This window comes from Bradyrhizobium sp. Leaf396, assembly GCF_001424605.1.
GTDB lineage: Bacteria > Pseudomonadota > Alphaproteobacteria > Rhizobiales > Xanthobacteraceae > Bradyrhizobium > Bradyrhizobium japonicum_C.
The window spans coordinates 18865-45409 of the sequence record NZ_LMQJ01000020.1 but is presented as its reverse complement, the minus strand read 5'-3'; the positions used below and the strand labels follow the sequence as shown (position 1 = coordinate 45409).

Below are 26545 nucleotides of genomic sequence, written 5' to 3'. Positions count from 1 at the left end.
AATCGCGCCTGCCGTCCCGAACGGGAGACTTTCGAGAGTTTAGACCCACCACAGAATCACCGACAGAGTGTTCGGTGTTTGCGTACGACCGCCCCTCCTTCGTCTGTGAGACTGATAGGGCGTTTGACAGTTCGTCGCTAGACGTCGGAAATACCTCCACTGATCTACGGCGTCAAAACGGACTTGGGTGACGTTCTCAGGTCGGGCGTCCCTATCGAGGCCTCGGCTCGCGTCTGTGAGCCGCGTCGGCCTCGCGATCCTCGGTGACGACTTGCCAAGCAGCTCGCTCGCTACGGCGCAATCTGAGGCGCGCGTCGCGAGCGGCTGCGCTCCAGCTACACCACCAGCTGGGCACGACCTCGGACACAAGGCGCTCAAGCAGCTAGGCCCGCGACGACGAGCAGCAGCAAGCCGCCGGCGACATTGTTTTCGCGGGCTTCGAGGGCGACGAGCTCAATGAATTTATCACCCGCCTGGCCTCGGTGAGACGGCGGCTCAACAAGGCACGGCTAAGACTGGCGCTCGAGTTAAGAGCCCCTCGTCTACGCCGCCATCAGTTGTAACGCCTTCATCTCCCTCGCAAGCTTCGCAGGGCTGCTGCAAGACCAAGCGCGCTCATAAGCGGCGCGACGTTTGATCATTCTGTCGTCGGACCGGATGCGCCGGACCCGGGAACAGCGATACCTCTCGCGCGCGGCCAGACCAGGTGGTCGACCTGCCATCTTAAACCCGTCAATTTCATCTCGAATTCGATATTCGGATATTGCGGCTCGTTCATCCTCAGTGCCACTAAGAAGCGCGTCGGGGCCCGGAAGAACGCGTAGCTCGTTGCCTCCCACAACGTGCTCGATCGGCCCGATCTTCGTGCATCCGAATACCAGGCGATGAGTCCGGACGGCGAGATGACGCGGTCGGCTACGGGATCGAATACATATGGACTTAAGGCCAGCGCGAAAGCGGCGCCAATCGCTTCCGGCCCGCTTGCGCCATAGGCCTGCGTTGCGAGCGACGTCGTAACGTCCGCCTTCAGCTGCGTCCGAACGCTCGGCCAGTCGATCAGTTCTGCAACCACGCGAGTATCGCTGGCTTCCAGTGCCCGATCAAGCCGATACAGGGTCACATACGGATAGGATAAATAACTCGCGAGCAAAGTGCCGAGAAGCACATATGCCACCGTGCGGCGGCGAATGTGCCGGTGCGCCGCTATCACCTCGGTCTCCAGGTATGCCATGTCGATCTCCCGTCGCAGCTTCGCCACCTGTTCCGGTCCCCAGCAGGACCATTAGGTTGCCATGCAAGCCCGTGACGTGTGTTGATCTGTCTCAAACCTAGAAGAATGGGATCGCCATCGTGATTGATCACGCGGGATTGGTGGAGAATTCGAGTTCTTGGTCTTCGTTGCCCGGACAGCGGACTTTGTCTTTCTCCGATCGCATCAATAGGACGAAATGGCCGTGAGCTCTTGATTCAGATGACGCCCGTCGTTTTCTGTGCGGACCGATTGATAGGTCGTTCGATCTGTACAACCATTGCTTTTCGGACCGTCACAACCCGTCGAGGAATAAATGGCATTCAAGTTCAAGGAGGTGTTCTCGAGCGCGCAGGCCGCGCTGAGCGCTGACCCTGCCCAAGCGTTAGCGACCTTCCGAGCGCAATCCCGTCTCGGAGACGGCGTTGACAGCGCCGTCGCGATTCGCCAGTTCAGCGTCCAGGTCGACGAGCCGGCGGGCCTCGGCGGGCAGGACACAGGGCCGAACCCAGTGGAGTACATTTTGGCTGCCCTGGGCTCTTGTCAGGAAATCACCTACCGCCTCTATGCCGACGCGCTCGGCATTCCCCTCAATGGCGTTTCGGTTCAGCTTTCCGGCAGGATTGACTTGCGCGGCTTGTTCGACGTCGAAGGGGACGTTCGGCCGGGTTATCAAATCATTGAAGCCGAGGTAATTTTGGACAGTCCGGCTCCCGAAGCCGAGTTGGCGCGCCTGAAAGAAATCGTCGACCGTCATTGCCCCGTGCTGGACATCTTACAGAATCCGACCCCGGTGCAGCTTTCACTTCGTGCGGACCCATTGCGGAGCGCGGCTGAGTGAGCCGCCTGCCGTTCGCGTCATCCCCCGGAAGGTCGCATTCGAACGATCCAAATGCTGATCAGTTCAGGAGGAGAATAGTCCGGTAAGCCGGCTCTTTTGGCGGAGGCGGCTCGAGGGCTTCTGGCCCCGAGCCTCCTCGTTGAGGGTACGTGCGGTCTTCCACCGCACAGCAGCATTTGAGCTTCCGGTTGCCTTACCCCTGCGGGTTACCACGAAATTCGCGAGAATTCCGCGCCCCCTCCGAATGTGTCAGCTGAACCGGCGAGCACCGCACGGAGACGCGCGTTCCACATCGTACCAGAAACCGCGTCATCTTCTGAGCGAATTGCGTCCAGACCAATGCCCGCTAGATAATCATGATGCTCAAGGGATGATCACTTCTATAGTAGGTAAGGCGTCACTGCATCCAACCAGCACGCGTAGGCTTGTTTATCGATTGTGCAGCTGTTTAAGGTCTCTCAGTTGAACGAGACCGCAAGATGTCAGACAGTCTTTCCGACCGCGGATTGCCGCTCACAACCAGGGGGGCATTGGTACTCGCCGCCTTTGCGACCGCTCTGGCGTTCAGCATCATTCTGCCAAACTTGCCGTCGCGAATTGCGGCCGTGTCCGGCCTCGACGACCCCGCGACGATATCCCGGCATACAGGTCTCATGGCGGCGGCTTACACGGCCGCCATTTTCGTTTCCGCTCCCTTCCTTGGAAGGATCTCGGACGGCTGGGGCCGTCGTCCGGTGCTCGTCCTGGGGCTTGCGGGATTTTCCGCCAGCCTGATGCTGTTCGAACTTGCAGGCAACTTGTTGTTTCTTTACACGGCACGAGCGCTGGCTGGGGTTTCGGCAGCGGCAATCACACCCGTAGCCCTCGCCACCGTTGGTGACTGGTCGCCCGACGACGGGTGGCGTGCGCGGCGCTTTGCCTGGATCGGAGCTGCAACCATGATCGGCTTTATGGTTGGTCCGCTGCTCGGCAGCACCTTGTCCATCCTGAGTTCGAAGCAAGCACAACTTGAGGCCGGAGCTCCGCTGTTTTGGCCAATCGTGCTTGCGCTGGTTAGCGCTTGCGTGATCGCGAGGACTGTTCCCGTCACGAGGAGCGAACCCAGTTCACCTGCCAATACAATCGGGCTCCGCGGTACCGATGAACCGCGGACGTCCCAAAGCCTGCTTGTGCTGGCGGCGATTGTTGCGGGTTCGGTCGCTGCGTTTGACGTTCACCTGGCCTTGCGCGGCAATCTTGGCTCAAGCACCTCCGGGTTGACCATCGGATTGATGCTCGCCGAGTGCAGCGCCGTGATGCTGCTCGCCCAAATACTCGTGTTCTCGCCGCTTGTGCCGTCGAAGGCGACGCGCTGGTTGATCGCGCCCGCGCTGGGCATGCTTAGTCTGGCGCTTGCGCTCGCGTCGGCCGCGACAACTGCGCCAGCACTCGCGCTTGGCGTCGGCGCGATTGCGATGGCTGCGGGTGTAGCCGCCCCGATTATCACCTACTGGACCTCTCTGATTGCAGGCGAGCACCAGGGCGAGGATTTGGGCCGATGGATTGCGGTGACCAGCCTTGGTCAGGCCGTGGGCTCGGCCGCCGCCGGCTTGTTGCTGTCACATGGGTTGTCCAACGTCATGTTCGCCGTCGCGAGCGCGCTTGCACTCGCCGGGATGATCATCGCCGCGTGGTTGGCAAAGCAGTTGGCATAGCCTAACACTGGGATCATCTGGTTTTCCTCAGAAATCGGGAGCTGCGCCGAGCCGGTATCACCCGAGCGCGCCGAGTTGGCTCCGGAACAAATAACTTCTTCCATGGGTCCGTAGCGATGTGCAGTCGGAAACGGCATCAGCGGCCATCGGGCGTGCGTACCCCGAACCAGGAATCCCTGACCTGGTGATAGTGTACTGACAGATCATAGGATTCTGTCGCCAATCCAAGAACGCCAGGAGCGAGCCGGCCAAGGGCCGCGAGCAGCACGTAGGAGGACGTCACCCGCTCCCGCTGAGTCATGACAAGAGCGATCCGCGCATTCAGCAGCTCCTGCTGAACCGTGAGCAGCTCGAGCGTACTGCGCTGGCAGGCGCCGAACTTGCGTCGGACGGATTTGAGTGCGAACTCGGCCGCCTTCACCTGAACTTGCGCCGAATCCAACTGCCGCCCTCGTTGCAGTCACCGCGCTCCAGGCCTGTACGATGGTGGCGCGTGCGAGCTTGCGCACGGCTTCAAGCGACAGCCGGTCATTTCCTTCGCGATGGCGCGTCAGTTTGCCGACGCCATGATTTGGGCCATCATGCGCAGAAACTGGCGATGGCTTTGGTCCGACATAAACGGCAGGGCTATCAGCAAAGTTAGGAAGGTCGCGATGATTTTGGGAACGTAGATCAGCGTCTGTTCCTGGATCTGCGTGAGCGCTTGGAGCAAAGACACGAGAACGCCAACGATTGTCCCGATGATCATCAATGGCGCTGATACCAACGCAACGGTCATAAGCGCATCCCTCGCAGCGTCGATGACTTCAGCTCCCGTCATCCGAATTCCTTAAGAAAATATTGAGATTCTGTGCATAGCCAACATTTGGTTAACACTTGGTTAATCGTTCGCGTCATGGAGAGAGGACATTGGCCGTCTCCGCCAGAGGGGCGACAGCTCCCACTCAATAACCGGCCTGAGCTTAACTATTCTTCCGTTGATTCGCGATCGCGGAGGGTGAGACGACGCTGATTCACCTGTCGCGCTTGATTGCGCGTCAGCGCAAACTGGATGTGACGGCCACAAAATGTAGGCGAACGCAAACACGACCGGGTTTCGCGCCCGGGAGCTTGCTTTTCGGGAATACCTTAAGCCGGAGAAAGGGGGCGATGAAGCCATGTTCGGCATCGCGAGCGCGCTGGCACTCGCTGGGATGATCATCGCCGCGTGGTTGGCAAAACGGTTGGCATAGCCCAACATCGGGATCAGCTGGCTTTCCGCGGAAATCGGCAGCTCCGCCGAGCCGGTATCACTCGAGCGCGCCGAATTGGGTCCGGAACAAATAACTTCTCTCACGGGTCCGTAGCGATGTGCAGTCGGAAACGGCATCAGCGGCCATCGGGCGTGCGTACCCCGAACCAGGAATCCCTGACTTGGTGATAGTGCACGGACGGATCATAGGATTCTGTCGGCAATCCGAGAACGTCGGGAGCGAGCCGGCCAATGGCTGCGAGCAGCGCGTAGGAGGACGTCACCCGCTCTCGCTGAGTTAGGACGAGAGCGATCCGCGCATTCAGCAGCTCTTGCTGAACCGTGAGCAGTTCGAGTGTGCTGCGCTGGCCGGCGCCGAACTCGCGCCGAACGGATTCCAGTGCGAACTCGGCGGCCTTCACCTGAGCTTGCGCCGAATCCACCTGCGCCCTCGTGGCAGCCACTGTGCTCCACGCCTGCACGACGGTGGCCCGTGCGAGCTTGCGTACGGCTTCAAGCGACAGTCGTTTCTGACCGGTCATTTCCTTCGATTGGCGGATCTTGGCGTACTCGCTACCCCCCTGATAGAGGGGAATGACCACCCGGCTGATGATCGACGCATCGGTGCTCGTCGCCGGAAATATCAGATTCTGGTCGGGCATGACATCCCAGCGGCGTTTCACACTGCCTTCCAGCGTCACCATCGGGTACAGCGCCCCTTCGGCAATTTTGGTCTGAAGAAGGGCGATGTCGACGCCGTACATGGCGGCAAGAACGGCCGGGTGTTGGGTGCGCGCAAGTGCGATGGCGGCCTCGAGCGTCGCAGGAGCAAAGCGGTCCACAGGTTGGCCGGGCGTCAATTTGCCGGGCTCGCTGCCGATTATGCGCGTGAATGTGGCGCGCGACGAGTTGTACGTCGCCTGTGCCGCGAGCACGGCCGTCCGCGCCGCGGCAAGGCGAGCTTCCACTTGCGCCACGTCGGCAGTGGTTAAGTCACCGCTCGCTTGCCGGTTACGGACCAGATTCAGTTGCTCACCTAGCAAGTCGAGATTGCGTTTCTGCAGTTCAAGGATCGCGGCATCGCGCAGCACATCCATATAGGCGGTGGCGGCATCCACCAGCACGGTCTGCTCCATAACGCGGAGCGCCTCGCGGCCGGCAAGCACCTGGTTCTCGGCGGCACGCAGCCGGTTTGCTGTCTGGAATCCGTTGAAGATCGACTGTGTCGCCGTCACCCCGACGCCGCGCGGCGTGGTGGTCGAGCTTTGCTGCGCGCCATCGGCCCCCTTTTCGTTGAGGTAGCGAGAACCACCGTCCGCAGTCGCTTCGATGCGCGGGCGGTAACCGGAAAGCGCCTGGGGCACCTCTTCGTCCGTGGCGCGCAAATTGGCGCGTTCTGCATTGAGCGTCTCGTTGTTGCGGTAGGCCTGAGCCAGCGCCTGGTCGAGTGTCTGCGCCGCTCCGGCGTGAACAGAGCAAACCGCCACGACAGCCACGGCCAGCAACCGAATTGACGTACGCGCAATGCTCATTGAAGCCCCCGGATCGCGATACCGAGCCAGGTCTGCTCCCCGCCCTCCGGCGTCATCCTGCGAGATTACCCAGCCCCCGAATGCGACAATAGCGTCTGGACAGGAGATGTGCAAAGCTCGCGCTCTTAGCGTTGGGCGCGCCGTGGGGGAGTTTTTGTCGTTGTCGTGTCGCGCCCCTGCCTTCGGTGAATGGCTATGGCCATGTTGGGCGTCACCGCCGACGGCCAAGTTTGAATGGAATGCGCAAGCAACGAAGCGTGGGGTCAAACGCGCGCAAAGGGGGCATTGGCCAAGCCGGACGCGCTACCGATCCATGCGGGTCGGGCGAGTCCTTGAGGTCGTTGATAATGACTGGCAACAGCAATTTTGTTTCTGATCCAATCATCGCTGCGCTGCTCTCGGAAGTGAGCGCAAAGTTGGCGGAGATCGTCAAATCGGGGACGACTTTTCGCATCGATCTCCGACGGCTTCCATTGCCTGCAGGCGCTACCGCTGCGCTGCGCGACTTTCTTGGCAACGGGCAGGTGGAGGCAAGTTTTAGAGGCGTGGGATCATGCATCTTTTCGGAAACGGCCGTGGCCGGCGTGTGGTGGGGTCAGCAGTACAACACCGACGGTGATCTTGTCGGCGAATTTATCGAAATTGCCTATGTCCCTGAACTACTGAAGTGCGAGACCGCCGAGATTGAACAGGCCATGAAAGAGCTTTGGCTCAAGATTCGCGACGCTCAGCAGATTCGTGGCAGCGGGTCGGAATCGAGCTCCTCGACCAACCGTTCGCCGCCGAGCTCCGTTTCCAACACGACGTAAGGCCCGTCTTCGCCCACGACGCCGATTTCTGCTGCGTCTTCTCCGCCCGGCAGGTCGCGCCAAGCCTGCACCAGCCGTTCGGCTGAAGGCGGGTCAGCGACAGCCACGATCCTGCCCTCACAAGCCAGATAGAGCGGATTATAGCCGAGCATATCGCAGACGGCCTGCACCTCACCGCGCAGCGGAATCTTGCGCTCGAGCAGGCGCACGCTTTTGGCCGTTGATCGAACGATCTCGTGGGCGACGCTTGCCAGTCCGCCGCGGGTCGGGTCGCGCATGAATCGGATACCCGGCTGCATTAGGGCGCATCTAGCAAGCGGAAGAACACTGGCGCAGTCCGACTGCAGCGTCCCCGAAAGACCAAATTGCTTGCGGGCCAGCAGGACGGCCGTTCCATGATCGCCGATCGAGCCGCTGACAATGATGCGGTCGCCGGGGAGGATCTGATCGAGGCCAAGGGCGACGGCAGGGTTGCGAAACCCCAGTCCGGTCGTCGCCAGGTAAAGCCCGCCACCCTCGCCGTTGCGGAGGACTTTGGTGTCGCCCGTCACCACCTTGACCGAGGAGGCCCGCGCCGCGGCGGCCATGGATGCGACCAGGCGCTCGAGGCGCTCCCGTTCGAAGCCCTCTTCGATGAAGCAGTTCAGCGCGATGTAAAGCGGCTCTGCCCCCGACACTGCGAGGTCATTGACGGTGCCATTGATGGCCAGACTTCCGATGTCGCCACCTGGAAACTCCAGCGGATCCACCGTAAAACCGTCCGAGGTCAGGGCCGGAAAACTGCCGGCGGGCAGCATCGGTAAGATCGCTGCATCGGCATTTGTATCGAACAGGTCGTTGTGGAGATGTCGGCGGAAGACCCCTTCAATCAGCTCACGCATCCTTCTGCCGCCATTGCCGTGCGCCAGCGAAATGCGGCTCAGGTCGCGCGAGCAGTGCTTGTCGTCACCAGGTTTCATGGGGCTTTCCGCGCAGAAAATTCAACGACCTGGCCATAACTCAGTCCACCGTCATTCATCGGTATGCGTTCATGCAAGAGAACCTGGAAGCCGTGGCTGGTCAGAGCGGCCGCCGCATGCTCGGTGAGCAGCTTGTTCTGGAACACGCCGCCTGTCAGTCCGATGATATTGGTGCGATTGGCCGCGCCATGATGCAGGGCCTCGCGAACCAGGGTTGCAGACAACGAACCGTGGAAGCGTCCAAGCCGCTCGCGAACGGACAAGGACGAATCCACGAGCATTGGAACAAGTGGAGTCCAGTCGATCCGCCGGATCTTGCCTTCGGGGCGGACCGGGAGAGCGGGCTCGATGCTGACTTCACCTGACATGCTCTCAACCAGCGCCGGCGCCTGGCCATCGTAACTGCAGTGCTCGATGAGGCCCACCATTGCTGCGGCGGCATCGAACAATCGACCGACCGAGCTGGACATCATGCCGGCCCCGGCAGCCCATGCGCGGCGGTAGGCGGCTGCATCCGTATGAACGCATTCCCAGTGATGATGGGCCTCCAGCGCCAGCGTGTACGCGCTGCGCCACGGCTCGAGTGCAACGCGGTCGCCGCCGATGAGCCGAAACGGACGCAGGCTGCCGACCCTCTGCCAATGTCCGGGCGAGCCGAACAAGGTCTCGCCGCCCCACAAGGTGCCGTCGGACCCAAGCCCCAGACCGTCCCAGGTGAAGACCAGCATTTTCTCCCTGCAACCATGCTCCCCGGCCAGCGCAGAAGCATGGGCTACATGGTGCTGGATCCCGGTTGTGGGCACGTCTTGCCGCAGGGCCCACCGTGTCGTCGTGAAATCCGGATGCGCGTCGTGAAGGATGCATGTTGCATCGGTCGCATAAAGTCTTTGAAGATCGTCGGCAACCTGTTCCAGCGTTGTCTGTGAGCGCAAGGATCCCATGTCCCCAATGTGTGGAGACACGACGACCCGGTCGCCTAGCCCGAGCGCCACCGTGGCCTTGAGTTGCCCTCCGCAGGCGAGCACGGCGTCAGCCGCCCTATAAGAGTTGTGCAGGGTGATGGGTGCCGAGCCGCGGCCAAGCCTGATCGATCTGGCCCGCCCGCCCATCACCCGCCAGACCGGATCGTCGGCAGGGCGCTGGATAGGACGATCATGGTGCAGGAAGGCGTCGCAGCAGCGAGCGAGCCGCTTCTCGGCTTCGTCCGGATCGGTGATCACGGGTTCGCCGCTGATGTTGCCGCTCGTTGCGACCAGCACACCAGCAAATTCGCTCAAGATCAGGTGGTGCAAGGGGCTATAGGGCAACATCAACCCGACCTCGCCAAGGCCAGGCGCAACGGCGGCCGCGATCGGCGCGTCCGCGCGCCGCCGCACCAGCACGATGGGCCGAACGGGGTCGCACAGGGCCGCTTCTTCGATTTCATCAAGATCAGCGATCGTTCTGGCAAATCGATGCCGGTTGTTGCCGCCCGGCACCATCACGGCAAGCGGCTTGTCAGGCCGTCCCTTCCTGTTGCGAAGCCTGAGCACCGCGGTCTCATTCGTCGCATCACATATCAGGTGGTACCCGCCGATACCGCGAACGGCCAGCGTCAGGCCGTAGCTCAAGGCCTCGACAGCGGCGGCAAGCGCTTGTCCGCTGCCGGAGATCTCCTCGCCATTCGCTTTCCTGAAGACCAATTTCGGGCCGCATTCGGGACACGCCAAAGGCTGCGCGTGAAACCGGCGGTCCTGCTGGTTCTCAAACTCGTGCCGGCAGTTTCGGCACAGTTCGAAGCCCGCCATCGAGGTGTTGGGGCGGTCGTAGGGCAGGGCGGTGATAATGGTGTATCGCGGGCCGCATTGGGTGCAATTGGTGAAAGGATAGCGGTACCTGCGCTCTGATGGATCATCTATCTCGGCGAGACAGTCGTCGCAGAGGAACAAATCGGGCGGAAGCTCCGCATCGCGGGTCGAACCAGGTTTGCTTTCGAGGATCGAAAATTCGCAACAATCGGCTGGTGGTCGCGGGCTGACCGACCTAATCATCGGCCGCGCCAACGGTGGCCTTTGGGCGATCAGGCCGGCCGCAAAGCGGTCGAGCGCGTCAGGCTCGCCGCTGGCAAGCACGGACACGTGGCTTGCCTCGTTCTTCACCCAGCCCACGATCTCGTGAGCGTCCGCGAGACGCTTCACGAACGGTCGAAATCCGACACCCTGGACACGACCGACGATTTCGAACAGCCGTGTCTCGCTGCGCGTTTCGATGGTCTCATTCCTGTTCATCCGGGCACCGAGACCTGATCGGCGCAGATCCATTTGCGAGCCAGGCGCAGCACCAATCCGGCAGCCAACGGCACCGCTGTCGCGACTCGGTCGCTCAGGCCTTCGCCCCAATCGATGCATTGAGGATGAATACCGATCAGCGCGCGCCGGCGCGGCAGAAGGTCCTCCATCCGGGCCATATCGAACAGTTCCTTTAGCCCGATCTCGTGCGCGGTATGCTTCGAGGTGCCGAGGAACGCGTCGAGCTCGTCACCAACCAGGCAGCGAACCGCCCCGGCCTCATCTCCGATCATCGCAGCATCGATGACGATGAGACGACCGGCGGTCTCAATGATCGGCAGCAGATTGAAGCTCAGCGTCCCGCCGTCGACGATCGCCAGGTTTGCGCTCGGTTGCGGCCAGTCGCGCAGGTACCGGATCACATGAACGCCTACCCCCTCATCACCGAGGAGCACGTTACCGATGCCTAAGACAGTGACTGGTGGACCAGCGGCATGCGGTGCGGAAGGCATCGGCGCTCACCTTGCTGCGCGGACCGCGCCGCCGCCCCCAAAGGCATGGCGGCCGCTGCGGTAGCCGGCAGTCCACCACACCTGGCAGGCCCCTTCGTCCGACACCATGCAAGGACCTATCGGCGATTCGGGCGCGCAGCCAGAACCGTACAATCGGCAATCGGTTGGCAGGACTTTGCCGAGAATGACCCGCGCGCAATCGCAACCTGGTGGCATTTCGCCGCGACGAGGGCGTTCTGTTGCTTCGTCCAACGGAAATTCTATCCTTGCATCGTGGTCGGCATATTCGGGCCTGAGGCGGAAACCGGACCGGGGGATGACGCCGATGCCGCGCCAGGCGGCGTCCGTCACCTCCAGGGTTTCGGTAAGATAGCGGCGTGCGACGGCGTTGCCGCCGGGCCTGACGCTCTTGGGATAGCAGTTGTCAAGAAAGTACCGGCCTTCGAGCCGTTGCCGAAGCGTCGAATAGGTGGCTGCCAGCAAGGCGTCAGCCGTGAAGCCCGCGATCGCGGTGGGCATGTGGTGACCGCGAACCACAAACTCCCATTCCTCGGGGCCCATGACGGTTGCGACGTGCCCCGGCGCGATCAAAGCATCAAATCCCGGCTCTTCGGACTGAAGGAGCATGGCGACCGCTGGCCATGTCAGCCGCCCGGAAATCAGGAGCTTAAGATTCGGCGGAAGGCCCATCGCGATCAGCGCCGCGACGGGAGCAAGCGTGGTTTCAAAGCCGGCGACGAAGAAAACCACCGTCTTGCGCGGATTCTCCCTGGCAATAGCGGCAGCTTCGCTCGGACTCGCGATGGGGCGAACATCCGCGCCGAGCGCGATTGCCTGCTCAAGGGAGCGCGGCTGGGCCTTCGGTCCATTGACGGGGACGCGCAGCATATCGCCGAACGCAACCAGGATGACGGAATTTGTCAGCGACAGTTGGATAGCATGGAAGACATCCTCTTCCGGGCAGACGCAAACCGGGCATCCGGGTCCCGGAATCAGCTGCACCGCGGGTGGAAGCAGGCTTCTGATGCCTGAGGTCGCAATCGTCCGCTCGTGGCCACCGCAGACGTTGAGGATTCGAACCGGCCGATCGAGCGGGAGGTCCTTGATCCGGTCCAGCCAAATGCGAGCAGGCGAGCTCATCAAGCCTCTCCTGCTTCAACCGAGGTGGTTGGGTTGAGGAATAGCCCGGCGCGATGATCGGCAAGCCGCTGGCGGAGCCACGCCAGCCATTCGCCCACATCGGCCGACTTGGCAGCCGACGTTCTCAGAAGCGGACCGTCGTAACCTGATGCCTTGAGCGTTGCTGCTGCTCGATCCACCTGAAAGTTGTCCAGGTACGGCAAAAGATCCGATTTCGTGAGCATCACGAGATCGCTCTTGCGGAAGATGATCGGATATTTGGCCGGCTTGTCGTCACCTTCCGTGGCCGACAAGAGCGTAACATTGCAGTGCGCTCCAAGATCGAATGAAGCGGGGCATACCAGATTGCCCACATTCTCAATGAACAAAACGTCGACGCCGTTCAGATCGAGCTCATGGAGCCCGTGATGCACCATGGTCGCATCGAGATGACAGGCGCCGCCGGTCGTAATCTGGAGGGCGGGGACCCCCTTTGCTCGGATCCGGGCAGCATCGTTCTCGGTTTCAAGGTCGCCCTCGATGACGGCGAAACCGAGTTCGGGGCCGAGAGCATCAATTGTTGCTTCGAGAAGCGAGGTTTTGCCGGATCCGGGCGAGGACATCAAATTGATCGCAAGCAGACCGCTCTCATCGAAATGCTGCCGGTTGTGGCTGGCGATCCGATCGTTGGCGGCGAGAATATTGCGGATCACGCCTTCCTCGTGGGCAAGCCCGTGTACCGACGCAATTGCGCCATCTTCCGAACCCCTATGTGGCAGATGAAGCCGGTGCTTGTTATTGGCGGCGCAGCCGCAATGGCTACACATGCGGCGCCTCCCTCTCCGTGTTCAGTTTCCCTGGTCCGCCGGCTACTGGTGGATCCGAGGTGCCGGGGAAGCCGGTTGCGGCAAATTCGACCGCCGCGCTCGACAATTCGTCGCCGCCGATGACCTTTACCCGAAATGAACCGCAGAACGCGCAAAGCAAGCGATTGGGACGTGTCACATTTTCCAGGCCGCACTCCGTGCATTTGACACGCGGATCGCAGAGCTCGATCGTGAGATACGCATGTTCCGCCTTCGTGCCCGAGCGCGCGACCTCGAACGCGCGAAGAAGCAGGCCCGGGTCCGTACCCGAGAGCTCACCGACCCGGATCGCGATATGCGCAATGCTGTCCTCGCCCGCCTCCTGCGCGAGGCGCTCGACTTCGGAAATCAGAGCCCAGCACACCGAAAGCTCATGCATGCGAGTGGCTGTCCCCTGCGGCCAGCATGGCGTCGAAGACTTCCCAGGTGGACTTGGCCTCCCGCTCGTCGATGAGCTGGATCGCATAGCCCAGGTGAACCAGGACGTGGTCACCGACCGAGACGTCCTGGTCCTGTAGCAGGAACAGGTTCACCTCGCGAGAAACGCCCTTGACGGAGCATTGCGCGAGGAATCCGTCGATTCTATCCACCCGCATGGGGATGGCGAGGCACATGATAGTTCTCCGACGATCTACGGTGGGATGGAGGCCAGGATCGGTCTGAGCCCCTCGACAAGCCTCTGGCGCTGTTGATCCGACAGGTTCGCATTGAGGCGCGCAAGCGCGAGCCCAACGGCGCGCATGCTCGCCACGTGTTTGGATGATTGCAGCTCATGAACCTTGAGCAACGTCACCGGATCCTTGGTGGCAGCTTCGGCAGGACCGGAAGGACGCTGCAGCGCGCGAGCGGCTGCGTCGAGAAGGTCGAGCCAAGCCGGCTCCTGTGCCGTCGTGATTCCGACCGCATCATGTAAGGCCGCCATCTTCCGAGACAGCTCCTCGTCTGACGGCGCTGGCTGCGCATCCGCCTTCGGTTGACTCTCGGAGGGCGCAGTATTGGGTTGCGCGCCCTCCGGCGTCGGCAGAGATGGACTTGGGCCCGGCGGCATACCCATTGGGCTTGTCGAGTTCTCAGAGGCTTCTGCCGTTGCGCTTTTAGGCCCCGGAGGCAACTTCTCTCCGGGCACGCGCGCCGTTTGGGTGCTATCGGCCCCCCCAGGACAGAAGAAGCCGAAATCGCCGGTTGTTCGTCCTCTGATGAACTCGTTCCAGTTCGGTTCGATTCGATGTTCGGGAGACGTGTCGAAGGTGCCAAGGTGGTGGCACATCGCGCAATGCGGCTGGTGCGCGCGGACCCGCAAGCGGCCACGTTCGATGCAATAGTTGTCGATCAAGTCGCCATAGCCATTCCCAGGGCGGGCGAGGACAGGGGACATTTGCCAACCAAGCAGAGTCAGGACGAATATGGCGACCGATGAGAAGACGCTCCGTCGCCGCTGCCGGTCTTTCCTCGCGGTCTTGTTCGAGTTCAGCATTAGAGCACCTTCACGCGAACCAGTTCTTCGCCGTTAGGGTCGACGACATGAACGGCGCAGGCCAGACACGGATCGAAACTGTGGATCGTGCGCAAGATCTCCAAGGGACGGGAAGCATCCTGTAACTTGTGGCCGCGTAACGCCGCCTCGTAGGGCCCCTCTCGCCCTGCGGCATCGCGGGGGCCGGCATTCCAAGTGCTGGGGACGACGGCCTGATAGTTGCCGATCCGTCCCTCCTCGATCGTGAGCCAATGAGCCAGTGCGCCGCGAGGCGCTTCCATCATGCCCACGCCGCGGGTTTTCTTCGGCCAGGTCGTGGGATCGAACAGCACATCATCGAAGGTGCGAAGATCGCCACGCGTGATGTTGGCCATCAGCGCATCGTACATGCCCGGCATCATGTCGGCGATCAATTTGGTCTCGATGGTGCGGGCAGCGACGCGGCCGAGCGTAGAGAACAGGGCGGAGATCGGAAGTCCCAACCGTCCGAGGCTGTGGTCGACGAGGCCTCGCGTCCGCACCTCTCCGCTTGCATAGAGAATCAGAACACGCGCAAGCGGCCCGACTTCGACCGGCAGACCCTTCCATCGAGGCGACTTGATCCATGAATAGGACTGGTCAATATCGAGCTGCTCGTAAGGGGGCTTCGGTCCCGTATAATCGAGCTTCGTTTCGCCGTCGTAGGGGTGCAAACCGACCTGCTTGCCTGCCGAATAGCTGTACCAGGAATGGGCGACGAATTCCTGAATCTCGGTCGGATCCTCAAAGTCGACCGGCTGTATCTTCGAAAGGTCCCTGTTGATGATGACCCCGGCGGGAAACTGCAATGTCGCTCGCTCGGCGGCACCTACCCCGGTCGGAAATTCACCATAGGACAGGAAATTGCCGACGCCTTCGCCTCGCGTTGTCCAGTCCTTGTAGAATCCGGCGATCGCGAGCGTGTCGGGCAAGTAGACCTGGTCGACGAACTCCCGCATCTTGCTGATGACCTGGCCGACGAGACGCAGATTTTCTGCATTCACCGCGGTTGCATGCGAGGTTTCAGAAATCGCACAGGGGACACCGCCGACGACAAAATTGGGGTGGGGGTTTTTCCCGCCGAAGATGGCGTGAATCTTGACCACGTCGCGCTGCCAGGCCAACGCCTCCAGATAGTGCGCGACCGCGAGCAGATTCACCTCCGGCGGAAGTTTGTACTCGGGATGACCCCAGTACCCATTCGCGAAGATTCCAAGCTGGCCACCCTCCACAAAACCTTTCAACTTCTGCTGAACTCCGCCGAAATACGCCGGCGAGTTGTTCGGCCAAGGGCTCAAGCTCATCTGCAGTCTGGAAGTCGCGGCCGGATCTGCCTTGAGAGCGGAAACCACGTCGACCCAATCGAGCGCATGCAGATGGTAGAAATGCATGACGTGGTCATGCACATATTGCGCGGCAATCATCAGATTGCGGATGAGCTGCGCATTCTCCGGGATCACATAGCCGAGTGCGTATTCGACAGCCCGGATCGAGGCGATGCTGTGGACGACCGTGCAGACGCCGCAGAAACGCTGTGTAAACGCCCACGCATCCCTGGGATCACGTCCCTTCAGGATCAATTCGATGCCGCGCACCATCGTGCCTGAGCTGGATGCGCGGGTGATCACGCCCTGAGCATCCGTCTCCGCTTCGATCCGAAGGTGCCCCTCGATTCGCGTAACGGGGTCGACGATGAGCCGCCGAGGCTGCGAGCCGGGCGCGGTCTTGGCCGCAGCCGTGGACTTTTCGCCGGCCTTCTTAGAAGAGCTTGCCATAGAAGCCGCCCTCGCGATCCCAGAATTTCGGTTGGGCACAGCCGAGGCAGCCGTGGCCCGAGAACATCGGGAAGCTGGTCTTCTGGTTCCACTTCACCGTCGTGCATGCGTTGAACGTCGTCGGTCCCTTGCAACCAAGATCTTTCAGGCAAAAGCCCTTCTGCGCGCCTTCATCATCAAAGCTCTTGGCGAACAGCCCCTGATTGAAGAAGGGCAGTCTCGGACAATCGTCGTGAACGGTCCGCCCGAAAAACGGAAGGGGGCGTCCCAGATTGTCGAGATCAGGCGGTTTCCCATACGTGAGAAAATAAACCACAACTCCGGTCATCACCTCCGGGATCGGCGGACACCCCGGAACGTTGATGATGGGAGCCGCGACGTCCTTGGCGTCGATGAGCTCGCGCAGGGCATCGTGAACTCCGCCTGCTCCGGTCGGGTTGGGCGAGGCTGCAGGGATCCCCCCATAAGTGGCGCAAGTGCCGACCGCAATGATGAGCGCCGCTCCTTTTGCTGCACCCCGCACGAGATCGCGTCCGCTCTTTCCGCCGGTTGTCGAGTAATATCCATCCCGATCAAGCGGAATTCCGCCGTCAACCACAAGCACGTATTTGCCGAAGTTTTGCTCAATCGCCCTGTCGCGCGCCTGTTCGGCGGCGTTTCCTGCGGCCGCCTGCAGCACATGATGATAGTCGAGAGAGAACTGATCGAACATCAGGCTTTCGAGCGTCGGCTCGAACGATCGCAGAATCGACTCGCTGCAGCCGGTGCATTCCTGGACGGAGAGCCAGATGACGCTGGGGCGAGGCTTGGTCGCAAGCGCTTGTGCGATCGCCTGGCTTGCACTCGGCGGGAGGGCAAGAATCGAAGCCGTGTAGGCGCACCAGTTCAAAAAATCGCGCCGCGACACGCCTTGACGGCGAAGATGGTCCAGCAGCGTTGTATGGTTGTTCCGTGCTTCCATTGCCGCGTTGCCTCCCCGCAAATGCTACCTTTGCGCTAAATGCCCCGCAAGAGCCAAAGCGACACGAAACTGTTTCTCGAGTGAGGCAATTAGGCGAGCCAACTCGCTGACAAAGACGCTAAGGGTCGCTTTTTATTACAGTGCGCAACGATAGGCTGCTGGTGCTGTTTGCTCGCTGCTCACGACGAGTCCGAGCAAATCGCGATGGCCGAACACGCCATCATCGGCCGACTCGATTGCGGAAGAGGAACAGCGCCTTTCATCGCCGGGATTCTCGATCGAGCGTTCGCGGCGAGCCGGTCGGGAAGGCCCAGGCCGGGGAGCACTATCCCATCCACCCGGGCTTCGCCGTCTCCAAAATCAGATCGGCATGTTCACCATGCCTCTACAATCACGAGCACAGTCACGACAGAGCGAGGCGCAGTGCGCCATTTGATCGTCTCCAGTGATAGCCTCGCAATCCTTGGCACAGGCGTCGCACAGTTGCGCACAGGCGCCGCAAATCGCTCCGTGCTGCGGCGATCTGCGCATTAGCGAGTTGGCCGTCATCTGGCACATCTCGGCGCAGTCGAGCAGCAGCGCCAAATGCGTGGGCGCAACGTGGTCGCCGCCCTTTTCGAAACAATATCGCGCGGTCTCAAGGCACATTTGGTGCGACTTGATGCAAATATCGATGCAGCTCTCTCGGGTCATTGGCCCCTGTCCCATGCCCGGCATGCCCATTCCCGACATGCCAGGCGCCTGAGCCCGAGCGATGCCGCTGGATGCGGCCAACACCAAGCACGATCCCAGAACTTTACGTCGATTCCACATGACTAAATCTCCTGTCCTAATCGTAAGAGCGGCTAATGGGATGCCTAACGCCTACTCGGACCTAGGTGAGGGGCGGGCGACTGTCGCGGCCGAAGTTGGCGATTGGCCATCGAGCAGGTGACGGTAACGCGACGCCGCGCACGACAGTCCAGGCACGTCCAACCCGCAAGACAGCAACTTATTCCAAATCTCCTCGGCATTTTCGGCAAAACGAAACAGCGTGCAGTCCGACTTGTCGACGGTGCCACTGGCGATCAGCGCATCGAAGTTGACCGCCGCGCGCCAGTACTTCTCGTCAAACAGGACGATCGGGATTGGCGGCGACTTTCCGGTCTGACGGAGCGTGAGAATTTCAAAGAGTTCGTCGAACGTGCCAAAGCCGCCGGGAAAGGCGACCAAGGCGTTGGCGCGCATTGCCAAATGCATCTTGCGCATCGCAAAATAGTGGAATTGGAAGGTCAGTTCGGGAGTCGAGTAACCGTTTGGCGCTTGCTCCCGCGGAAGTCTGATATTGAAGCCGATCGAGGGGGCGCCAGCGTCGTGCGCGCCGCGATTGGCCGCTTCCATCAAGCCGGGACCGCCGCCGGTCGCAATCACGTTGTCGCGCACGCCGCCATTGTCGGTCAGCGCGCCGCCACGTTGCGACGCTATCAACCCGAATTGGCGAGCTTGTTCATACCAGTCGGCGTGTCTTCCCTGCCCGTTCTGTCGAACGCGCGCTGATCCAAAGACCACGATGGTCGATCGTACGCCCCAGTTGCGCAACGCTTCTTCGGCCTTCGCGTATTCGAGCAGAAACCGCACGCCGCGCATCGAATCGCCCAACAAGAAGTCTTGGTCGAGGGCGGGCAGGATGTACGATGCTGAGCTCTGCGCTGCGCCGGCTGCCGCAGCCTCGCGGTGCGAACCGTGGTCGGACAGGAGCCTTTGCGAGAAATTATCGTCGGTCATTGTGGCTGCTTTCGCCCCGGCCCGTCTCGGGTTTCGCCGAGACAGGCCGGAGCCGATGCGCTATTTGCAGCCGGAGTTCTGGGTCGTCTGGGTTTGGGTCTGCCCCGGTCCGCAGGGGGGAGTCCCCATCTGGCCATGCTCCATGTTCTTCTCATTCTGCATCATCTTCTGGCCCTGGTCCCGCATCATGCGGCCGTGCTCCATGCCTTGCGGCGTGGAAGTGGTTCCGGTCGTCTGTTGATCGGTTGCTGTCCCTGGCTGGCCGGGCTGAGCTTGCGTGGTCGACGGCTGATTGCCAGTCTGGGACTGGCCGTTGTGCATCATTTTCTGACCCTGGTCGCGCATCATGCGACCGTGCTCCATGCCCTGCATCGGCATGGAATTGGTCCCAGTGTTCGGTTGGTCGGTCGCTGCCCCCGAGGACTGGCCGGGTTGGGCTTGGGTCGGTTGGGTGCCGGTCTGTTGGGACTGAGCCAGTGCGGCGCCAAAGGAGAGAGCGATCGTTGCGGCGATGGCTGCAGGGATTGCGATCTTCGAGAAGTGGTTTGACATGGTGATTTCCCTATTCATGAATTGAGGGGGCCGACGGCCCTGGAGCGAATTGAAGGTTAGAGCGGCTCGCGCCCACCCAGGTTGATCTAACTCAACAAGGGATCGTGACAAATCTGTAACAAGTTCCACGCTTGGATTGGCGAAGAGCGTTCGAATGCGAGCATCGAAAACTGCTCTGAACTGATGCGGTCAGCGACGAAATCTGAAGGATATTTTGCATCGTGATAGGTCGGGCCATTTCAAATCGCGCCCTCACCTACGTCGTGAAGCAGGCTCACCGCAGCTCGTTCGCACCGCTCCTTGGTGCGGTCTCGTTTGCCGCGACAGTCACGATGAGCCTGCCGGTCGAGCTTATCGTCGTTGCGGGCACGCTGGCCTCACGACGCGCGTGGGTCGGAATTGCCGTCTGGGCTGCGGCGGGCAGCGCCCTTGCGGCCACCGGCCTTTATTTTGCATTCCATCATCTCGGGTGGAGTCTCCTGGCCAAAAGCTATCCGGACCTTGCGCTCACCCAGGCTTGGCGACAGGCAACTGTCTTTCTCTCGCAATATGGGACGGTGGCGATATTCGCCGTGATGGCGCTTCCGCTGCCTGTGCCCAAACTTGCCCTGTTGGCGGTCGCTGGAATCTACCGCCTGCCGGTTCTCCACGTCTCCCTGGCAATTTTCTCGGGCAAGCTCATCAAGTACATCTTGTATGCCTATCTCGCCCTGCGGTTTCCTGGGTTCTTTCAACGCTTGGCACATCGCGGCCACCAATCCGACGCCCCACAGGGAGTGGGGTTAAGTCGCAGCGAAGTGCCTGCACATTCGAGAGTTCGTCGAAAGCTGATCTTCTAGCAACCGCACCGCAGGAAAGAGTCCTCGCGGCAGGAGCGGCACATCTCGAGCAATCGCTGCCTGAGCTGGCCGCGTGCGCGATGCAGCCGCACCGTCAGCGCATTGACTGTCAGCCCAAGGGCGGCTGCTGCCGCAAGCCTGTCCTCGGCCTCCAGGTCAATCCGGCGGATCACTTGCGCATATTCCGTGTTGAGCGCAGGCAAAATCAGGTGAACGCACTCGCACGCCGCGGCCTCGCTTTCATCGCCAATCGGTTCCGGCGAACCCTGTTGCAGCAGAAGCTCGTTCTCATTGCGGCGCCGCAATGCCTGGCGGCGCTGGTGATCAGCAACAGCAGACGCGACGATGCGGCTGAGCCAGCCTTGGACGGCGCCTTCATCGCGAAGCGCCTCGGCTTTCTCCATCGCGCGAAGAATGACTCCATGCAGAACATCCTCGGCGTCGGCCGCATTTCCAAGCCGACGGACAAGGTAAGCTCTCAGACGATCATAGCCCCGAGATAGCGCGTCCGCGACGACGGCCTGCTGCGGTGAGGAGATCGTCTGAAGAGCAGGCGAAACGGACGGCTTCTCTGACATTTTGGTGCCAAGCTTGAATGCGACGGGGCCGTGCTGAAGGAGGACGGCCGTTGTCGGGCAGATTAGGCGACCAGATGGCTTTCCGCTTGATCCAGCTCAACAAATACGAAGGGCAAGCCGGATACATTTCGCCTCAAGCAAGATTGAGAGCAGGAGGAATCGCAGCTTGTCCACCGTATCCTCATTTGGATCGCTTGGTCCTGACGCTGCCCTGCGCGTTCGACGACTCATGCCAATGTCGGTGCACGCAACCGGTGCGCCTGACGACTTGTGCGGGACGGGCGCTTTAATGCAGGCTGAATTTGTTTCGATGGCAGCGCAAGACTTGGCGCGCCGACAAAAACAGCCCGATCACGATCCAAGAAGGTTCGGAGTTCTGAAGGAGACCGTTACGTGACCATCAAATTGAGCTTTCTCGGCGCCGCTGGTACGGTCACGGGATCCAAATATCTTTTGGAAAACGGATCGCAACGACTACTGATCGACTGCGGGTTATTCCAAGGCGAACGAGAACGCCGCGAGGCAAACTGGGCGCAATTTCCGGTCGATCCGGCAAGCATTTCAGCCGTAATGCTGACCCACGCCCATCTCGATCACTGCGGCTATCTTCCCGTGCTGGTCAAGGGCGGCTTTCGAGGGGATGTCCTGTGCAGTGAAGCAACCGCCGACCTCTGCGAGATCCTGTTGCGCGATGCTGGGCACCTCCAGGAGAGCGATGCGCATTTTGCCAATCGCCACGGATTTTCTCGCCACAAGCCAGCTCTTCCCCTCTACACGGTTGAGGATGCCGAAGCTGCGCTGCGGCAGCTGTGGACCATTCCCTTTCATCAGACTCAAACGTTGCCCGGCGGCGCGCAGCTGCGTCTCTTGCGCGCCGGACACATTTTGGGTGCGGCATCGCTCCAAATCGAATGAGGCGGGGTAAGTGTCCTGTTTTCTGGCGATCTCGGGCGGTTCAATGACCCCTTGATGGTCGACCCTGAGGCGCGTCCCGATTCGCAATATGTCGTCGTCGAATCAACCTATGGCGATCGCCGGCATCCGCAAGCCGACCCGCAGAGCGAACTCGACGACATTGTCAATCGTACGGTTCGGCGGGGCGGAACGGTCGTCGTACCAGCCTTTGCGGTCGGGCGGGTGCAGAGCCTGTTGTTCTACTTCGAACGCCTGAAGGCGGCCGGAAAGCTCGCACACGTCCCTATTTTTCTCGACAGCCCGATGGCGGTTAATGCCAGTGAGATCTTTTGTCATCATCGAAGGGACCATAAACTGTCAGAACCCGATTGCCGCAGTTCGTGTGCGGTGGCGACCTACATCCGCAGCGTGGAAGATTCGAAGCGATTGAGCGCCATGACGATACCCAAGGTCATCATATCCGCGAGCGGGATGGCGACCGGCGGACGCGTCCTGCACCACCTCAAGCGCTTTGTGGCCGATCCGAAAAGCACGGTTCTGTTTGCCGGCTATCAGGCCAAAGGGACGCGCGGGCCGGCGATGATGGCGGGTGCGAGAGCCATCCGGATCCACGGTGAGGACATTCCGGTCCGAGCCGAGGTCAGGAATATCAGCGCGCTGTCGGCTCACGCGGATGCCGAGGAAATCATGGCGTGGCTGAGGACCGGCAAGTCCGCCCCGAGCATGACATTCATCACCCATGGCGAGCCCGCTGCGTCGGACGCATTGCGCTCGCGCATTGAGCGCGAGCTTGGCTGGAGCGCGACGGTTCCGGCCCAGATGGAGGTCGCGGCCCTTTCTCTACCCGAGCCTGTTTCAACCGCCGGCGCAAAACGTTCCTGATGTGGCCAATACAGCGAGCGCTTGATCAATAGATTCGAACCTCGCTCGCTCTCCTGTGATTGTTGCTTTGCAAACCGGCAGTTCGGTGATCGAGTTGGCACCTCGTCATCCGCGCACCTGGGCGAGTGGAACGGCAACGAGGCGCGCACGATCGAGAGGAGCCCCACGATACCCCGCAATTTGCACGTGGTGGGAGCTTCGAGTTCGCCCCGATATTCCGAATAACCGACGAACCTTGATCCAACGCAAGCTCCGACACCACATTCGGATACAGTATTTCAAGACAAAACTCTGAACGGCGATCGAGGCAAGCGGTGAAGGTATATTTCATTGGTGGTGGCATCGGGTCGCTCGCGGGTGCAGCATTCCTGATTCGCGATGCTGCCGTTCCCGGGCGCGACATCATCATCTACGACGCGCTGGGAGTGTTCGGCGGCAGCCTTGACGGTGCCCAATTGCCGAACGGCGCCTATTCGCTGCGCGGCGGCCGCATGCTGACCACTGATCACTACGAATGCACCTGGGACCTCTTGTCGTCGATCCCGTCGGTCGAGCGCCCGGGCGTGAGCGTGCGTGACGAGACGGTCGCCTTCAACGAGGAGAACAAGGCGCATTCCCGCGCACGTCTCGTCGATCGCAACCGCTTCAAGGTCGACGTCTCCCATATGGGCTTTTCCGCGCGCGACCGGCTCGAGCTCTTGCGGCTGGTGGAGACGTCGGAAGAGAAGCTCGGCTCCAGCCGCATTACCGACTGGCTGTCGCCGCCATTCCTTGAGTCGAACTTCTGGTACATGTGGCAGACCACCTTCGCCTTCCAGCCCTGGCACAGCGCGGTCGAGCTGAAGCGCTACCTGCACCGCTTCATGAACGAGTTTCCGCGCATCGAGACGCTCGCCGGCGTCAAGCGCACGGTCTACAATCAATACGACGCGATCGTGCGGCCCTTGATCGACTGGCTGAAGCGGCACGGGGTGCAGTTCGTACAGGACACACGTGTCACCGACATGGCGTTCGAGGCAGAAGGCGAGCGCCTGCGCGTGCGTCAGCTGGTGCTCGACCGCGACGGCCGTACCTCCAACGTCCGCCTCGAGGATGGCGACCTCGTCTTCTTCCAGAATGCCTCGATGACGGACGCCTCGAGCCTCGGCTCGATGACCGAGCCGCCGACGCATCTGACCAAGGTTGACAGCCAGGGCTGGGCGCTGTGGGAGAAGATCGCCAAGGGCCGTCCCGAGTTCGGTAACCCGGCCGCGTTCAATACCTCGATTCCCGAATCCTATTGGCTGTCCTTCACCGTCACCTGCCGCGACAGCCGCTTCTTCGATCAGATGGAGGCGTTCTCCGGTAACAAGGCGGGCACCGGCGGCCTCGTCACCTTCAAGGATTCCAACTGGCTGATGTCGGTGGTGCTCTATCATCAGCCGCATTTTGCAGGACAGCCGAAGAACGTCCAGGTGTTCTGGGGCTACGCGCTGCATCCCGACCGCGTCGGCAATTTCGTCGCCAAGCCGATGTCGGATTGCAGCGGCGCCGAAATCCTGAACGAGCTCTGCGGGCATCTGAATTTCGATCGCACGGTGTTCGAGGACGCGATCTGCATCCCCTGCCGCATGCCCTACATCACCAGCATGTTCATGCCGCGTGCGAAGACCGACCGGCCGCTACCGGTGCCGAAGAATTCGGTCAATCTCGCCTTCGTCAGCCAGTTCGTGGAGATTCCCGACGACGTCGTGTTCACCGTCGAATATTCGGTGCGCGCGGCGCAGATGGCGGTCTATCAGCTCATGAAGATCGATCGCCCGATCCCGGGCGTGACCCGCCACGACAAGTCGCCGGCTGTGCTGCTGAGGACCGTTGAGAAAGCGTTTGCTTGACTTAACCGCTGAATGCGAGGTGTTGGATGACAATGCGACTCGCCCATCTATTTGGTGCAATTGCGCTCGCGCTTCCAGTTTCCGGATCGGCGCACGCCGGCCAGTGCGCCCAGGAGATCGCGGCCTACGAAGGCGCGGTTGCCGACCTTGCGGCGCGGGGTTGGTCCGTACACCAGTCAGTGCGTGCGCAGATGCATCGCCAGCCCACGATCAGGTCCGCGACCGAGGCCGACGCGCAGGCAAAGATCGATGCGGCCCACGATCGGGCCGCGTTGGATCGCGCGCGGAAAGCTGACGAGGTGGGTGACGAGGCCGGCTGCCTCCGCGCCTTGTCGCAGGCGCGTCGCCATCCGCATCGTCAGAATGATTGAAAACGCCACTTTAATGCTCGGCTCTATCGCCACGAACCCATAGAATTCAGGTCTTTGGCGATAGGACTAGACCTGAAGATGTTTTGAGCGGTTCGCAAGCGCGAGCCGCGGCAATACCCCGTTACGGGAGCTGCTTCATTGCTGTGCGAGGAAATCATCCAGGCAGGTAATCTGGCCGATAACAGCGTGACGATCAGCGCAGCTGTGCTCCGGTGCCGACCGACGCGGCATGCACCATACTGCTCACAGCGCGATGATTCACGGCTCCGCTTGAGCTATTCGGGAACATTTGCCAACTTGTTGATGTCGTCGGCATCTTGCGAGCTCTTGAGCAATCTGCCGACCATCTCGTAGGTTCGGGTAATCTCCGCGAGGCGGCTCATTTCGCGCGTGCTCTGCACATTGGATTTCTCCAAGGCGCCGCTCGTGAGGGTGATAGCCGGCGGAGCGATGTCAGAAGGTGGGTCGTCGGACCTGAATAGAGTCCCGCCGATGGGTTGAAGTAACTGCGGCCGTTCGAAGCGAACCACGCGGAGCTGACCGAGGAGGAAGCCTTGCTTCGTGCTGAGAATTCCAGTAGGCGAGATCTCCAACTCCCGCTGGTTAGGTGGGACCTGCAGTGGGCCGTTTTGGCCGAGGATAGGTTGTCCTTCCAGCGTAACCAGACGGCCACCGCCATCAATCGTGAATGCGCCGTTTCGCGTGAAGCGCTCGCCTCGCTCGGTCTGTACGACGAAATACCTCTGGCCATTGATGGCAACATCGAGCGGGTTGCCAGTTAATTCAGTGGCGCCTTGGGAATTGTCGGTGAATTGAAATCGTGGGTCGGACAGCGACAGCGGCCGCTCTCGCTGCCCCGCTTCGTTCAAACCTTTTTCCGGCTTGAGGTATTCACGAAACGACAGTTCCCGCGCCCGAAATCCAGCCGTATCGAGGTTTGCCACGTTCTGCGCCGTGACATCGAGCTTCCGCTGCAGCGGATCAGTCGCGACAGGTGAATCAGGGTCGTCCCTGTCGCCGAGAGCTACGTCGATGGTGAGAGGGTAACCGCGGTTGCGCACCGGCACCCGTCGTTTCGATCTCGGACAGGAAGGAAACGTCCGGCATGGACCGAGGCCTTGCAGGTTATGCGGGTGCAGAGCCCAATCGGCACCCCCGGGACAAGGTCCACAATGGCTTACATCAAGCCATGGAAGCCGAAGTTGAGATGCTGGTGGTGGGGACGATTGCGAAGATCCATCGCGCCTATTTGTTTATGGTCAGCACCATCAGTCGCACCAAGAACCGGGCTTCCAGGCGCCAGTCGGCGCGACACTACCCCCTTCCGCTCCGCGATCCGTCCAGCCGACGCATCATTCATATGTTCGACTAACGAAGAGATCTTGGGAGCGCGTCTCCGTTTCCTGACCCGCGCTTCGGAGTTCGGATCACCGGCACGGGAACTTGTTCAAGGGCCGCGACTT

General features: G+C 61.1%; 28 protein-coding genes. 8 read left to right on the top strand and 20 right to left on the bottom strand.

Annotated features, from left to right (window positions below; translation table 11 throughout):
• Positions 1-637: 637 nt before the first annotated feature.
• Entirely contained in the window at positions 638-1231 is a 594-nt protein-coding gene (locus ASG57_RS19260; protein WP_082529008.1) for a DUF2939 domain-containing protein, read from the bottom strand.
• 334 nt (positions 1232-1565) lie between these two features.
• On the opposite strand from ASG57_RS19260, the gene ASG57_RS19255 reads away from it, so the two are divergent.
• On the top strand, positions 1566-2090 hold the full coding sequence (locus tag ASG57_RS19255) for an OsmC family protein (RefSeq protein ID WP_057197036.1): 525 nt from the start codon (positions 1566-1568) through the stop codon (positions 2088-2090).
• A gap of 479 nt (positions 2091-2569) precedes the next feature.
• Positions 2570-3784, top strand: a complete 1215-nt coding sequence (locus ASG57_RS19250) for an MFS transporter (RefSeq protein ID WP_057197035.1) — start codon at positions 2570-2572, stop codon at positions 3782-3784.
• 136 nt (positions 3785-3920) lie between these two features.
• On the opposite strand, the gene ASG57_RS19245 is transcribed toward ASG57_RS19250, so the two are convergent.
• The 3 genes from ASG57_RS19245 to ASG57_RS19235 all read right to left on the bottom strand — a co-directional run bounded on the left by ASG57_RS19245 (position 3921) and on the right by ASG57_RS19235 (position 6547).
• Positions 3921-4226 (bottom strand): hypothetical protein, encoded by a 306-nt coding sequence (locus ASG57_RS19245; RefSeq protein ID WP_057197034.1) that lies wholly within the window; start codon positions 4224-4226, stop codon positions 3921-3923.
• A 108-nt stretch (positions 4227-4334) separates the two neighbouring features.
• Entirely contained in the window at positions 4335-4604 is a 270-nt protein-coding gene (locus tag ASG57_RS19240) for a flagellar biosynthetic protein FliQ (protein ID WP_057197033.1), read from the bottom strand.
• Positions 4605-5152: 548 nt separating this feature from the next.
• On the bottom strand, positions 5153-6547 hold the full coding sequence (locus ASG57_RS19235; RefSeq protein WP_057197032.1) for a TolC family outer membrane protein: 1395 nt from the start codon (positions 6545-6547) through the stop codon (positions 5153-5155).
• A gap of 347 nt (positions 6548-6894) precedes the next feature.
• On the opposite strand from ASG57_RS19235, the gene ASG57_RS36890 reads away from it, so the two are divergent.
• Entirely contained in the window at positions 6895-7356 is a 462-nt protein-coding gene (locus ASG57_RS36890) for a hydrogenase expression/formation C-terminal domain-containing protein (RefSeq protein WP_082529003.1), read from the top strand.
• Here ASG57_RS36890 and hypE read toward each other — a convergent pair.
• The 13 genes from hypE to ASG57_RS19165 form a co-directional block, all read right to left on the bottom strand.
• Positions 7275-8315 (bottom strand): hydrogenase expression/formation protein HypE, encoded by a 1041-nt coding sequence (gene hypE, locus ASG57_RS19230; RefSeq protein ID WP_057197031.1) that lies wholly within the window; start codon positions 8313-8315, stop codon positions 7275-7277. The genes ASG57_RS36890 and hypE overlap by 82 nt on opposite strands.
• Positions 8312-10582: a carbamoyltransferase HypF gene (hypF, locus tag ASG57_RS19225; protein WP_057197030.1), complete on the bottom strand. Its 2271-nt coding sequence runs from the start codon at positions 10580-10582 to the stop codon at positions 8312-8314. Before hypF ends, hypE begins: the two co-directional genes overlap by 4 nt.
• Positions 10579-11094: a HyaD/HybD family hydrogenase maturation endopeptidase gene (locus ASG57_RS19220; RefSeq protein ID WP_057197029.1), complete on the bottom strand. Its 516-nt coding sequence runs from the start codon at positions 11092-11094 to the stop codon at positions 10579-10581. The genes hypF and ASG57_RS19220 overlap by 4 nt, the downstream gene beginning before the upstream one ends.
• A gap of 6 nt (positions 11095-11100) precedes the next feature.
• Positions 11101-12234, bottom strand: a complete 1134-nt coding sequence (gene hypD, locus ASG57_RS19215; protein ID WP_057197028.1) for a hydrogenase formation protein HypD — start codon at positions 12232-12234, stop codon at positions 11101-11103.
• Complete coding sequence (gene hypB / locus ASG57_RS19210; RefSeq protein ID WP_057197027.1) at positions 12234-12926, bottom strand: hydrogenase nickel incorporation protein HypB; 693 nt, start codon at positions 12924-12926, stop codon at positions 12234-12236. Before hypB ends, hypD begins: the two co-directional genes overlap by 1 nt.
• A gap of 106 nt (positions 12927-13032) precedes the next feature.
• On the bottom strand, positions 13033-13458 hold the full coding sequence (locus ASG57_RS19205) for a hydrogenase maturation nickel metallochaperone HypA/HybF (protein WP_057197026.1): 426 nt from the start codon (positions 13456-13458) through the stop codon (positions 13033-13035).
• Positions 13451-13693: a HypC/HybG/HupF family hydrogenase formation chaperone gene (locus tag ASG57_RS19200; protein ID WP_057197025.1), complete on the bottom strand. Its 243-nt coding sequence runs from the start codon at positions 13691-13693 to the stop codon at positions 13451-13453. The genes ASG57_RS19205 and ASG57_RS19200 overlap by 8 nt, the downstream gene beginning before the upstream one ends.
• Positions 13694-13710: 17 nt before the next feature.
• Positions 13711-14412 carry a Spy/CpxP family protein refolding chaperone gene (locus tag ASG57_RS37915; protein WP_162250066.1) on the bottom strand — a complete coding sequence of 234 codons (702 nt, stop codon included), beginning with the start codon at positions 14410-14412 and terminating at the stop codon, positions 13711-13713.
• A gap of 140 nt (positions 14413-14552) precedes the next feature.
• Positions 14553-16346: a nickel-dependent hydrogenase large subunit gene (locus tag ASG57_RS19185; RefSeq protein ID WP_082529000.1), complete on the bottom strand. Its 1794-nt coding sequence runs from the start codon at positions 16344-16346 to the stop codon at positions 14553-14555.
• The gene (locus ASG57_RS19180) at positions 16330-17307 is read right to left on the bottom strand and encodes a hydrogenase small subunit (RefSeq protein WP_057197022.1); all 978 of its coding nucleotides are present in this window, start codon (positions 17305-17307) and stop codon (positions 16330-16332) included. The genes ASG57_RS19185 and ASG57_RS19180 overlap by 17 nt, the downstream gene beginning before the upstream one ends.
• A gap of 360 nt (positions 17308-17667) precedes the next feature.
• Positions 17668-18120 (bottom strand): four-helix bundle copper-binding protein, encoded by a 453-nt coding sequence (locus tag ASG57_RS19175; protein ID WP_057197021.1) that lies wholly within the window; start codon positions 18118-18120, stop codon positions 17668-17670.
• Between the two features lie 51 nt (positions 18121-18171).
• Entirely contained in the window at positions 18172-18933 is a 762-nt protein-coding gene (locus tag ASG57_RS19170) for an LOG family protein (protein ID WP_230646724.1), read from the bottom strand.
• 198 nt (positions 18934-19131) lie between these two features.
• On the bottom strand, positions 19132-19623 hold the full coding sequence (locus ASG57_RS19165) for a hypothetical protein (protein ID WP_156402744.1): 492 nt from the start codon (positions 19621-19623) through the stop codon (positions 19132-19134).
• Positions 19624-19955: 332 nt separating this feature from the next.
• On the opposite strand from ASG57_RS19165, the gene ASG57_RS19160 reads away from it, so the two are divergent.
• Positions 19956-20462 carry a hypothetical protein gene (locus tag ASG57_RS19160; RefSeq protein WP_156402743.1) on the top strand — a complete coding sequence of 169 codons (507 nt, stop codon included), beginning with the start codon at positions 19956-19958 and terminating at the stop codon, positions 20460-20462.
• Here ASG57_RS19160 and ASG57_RS36885 read toward each other — a convergent pair.
• Positions 20459-21040 (bottom strand): RNA polymerase sigma factor, encoded by a 582-nt coding sequence (locus tag ASG57_RS36885; protein WP_082528997.1) that lies wholly within the window; start codon positions 21038-21040, stop codon positions 20459-20461. The two genes, ASG57_RS19160 and ASG57_RS36885, sit on opposite strands and share 4 nt — an antisense overlap.
• 393 nt (positions 21041-21433) lie before the next feature.
• On the opposite strand from ASG57_RS36885, the gene ASG57_RS40030 reads away from it, so the two are divergent.
• The 3 genes from ASG57_RS40030 to ASG57_RS19145 all read left to right on the top strand — a co-directional run bounded on the left by ASG57_RS40030 (position 21434) and on the right by ASG57_RS19145 (position 24711).
• A complete protein-coding gene (locus ASG57_RS40030) occupies positions 21434-21955 on the top strand; it encodes an MBL fold metallo-hydrolase (protein ID WP_502686920.1) in 522 nt (173 codons plus the stop codon).
• A 54-nt stretch (positions 21956-22009) separates the two neighbouring features.
• Positions 22010-22837, top strand: a complete 828-nt coding sequence (locus tag ASG57_RS40025) for an MBL fold metallo-hydrolase RNA specificity domain-containing protein (protein WP_502686921.1) — start codon at positions 22010-22012, stop codon at positions 22835-22837.
• 275 nt (positions 22838-23112) lie between these two features.
• The gene (locus ASG57_RS19145) at positions 23113-24711 is read left to right on the top strand and encodes an oleate hydratase (protein ID WP_082528996.1); all 1599 of its coding nucleotides are present in this window, start codon (positions 23113-23115) and stop codon (positions 24709-24711) included.
• A gap of 176 nt (positions 24712-24887) precedes the next feature.
• On the opposite strand, the gene ASG57_RS19140 is transcribed toward ASG57_RS19145, so the two are convergent.
• The gene (locus tag ASG57_RS19140; RefSeq protein WP_057197016.1) at positions 24888-25091 is read right to left on the bottom strand and encodes a hypothetical protein; all 204 of its coding nucleotides are present in this window, start codon (positions 25089-25091) and stop codon (positions 24888-24890) included.
• Positions 25092-25357: 266 nt separating this feature from the next.
• A complete protein-coding gene (locus ASG57_RS19135) occupies positions 25358-26149 on the bottom strand; it encodes a flagellar hook-basal body complex protein (RefSeq protein ID WP_230646716.1) in 792 nt (263 codons plus the stop codon).
• Between the two features lie 38 nt (positions 26150-26187).
• On the opposite strand from ASG57_RS19135, the gene ASG57_RS19130 reads away from it, so the two are divergent.
• Entirely contained in the window at positions 26188-26454 is a 267-nt protein-coding gene (locus ASG57_RS19130; protein ID WP_156402742.1) for a hypothetical protein, read from the top strand.
• Positions 26455-26545: the final 91 nt, after the last annotated feature.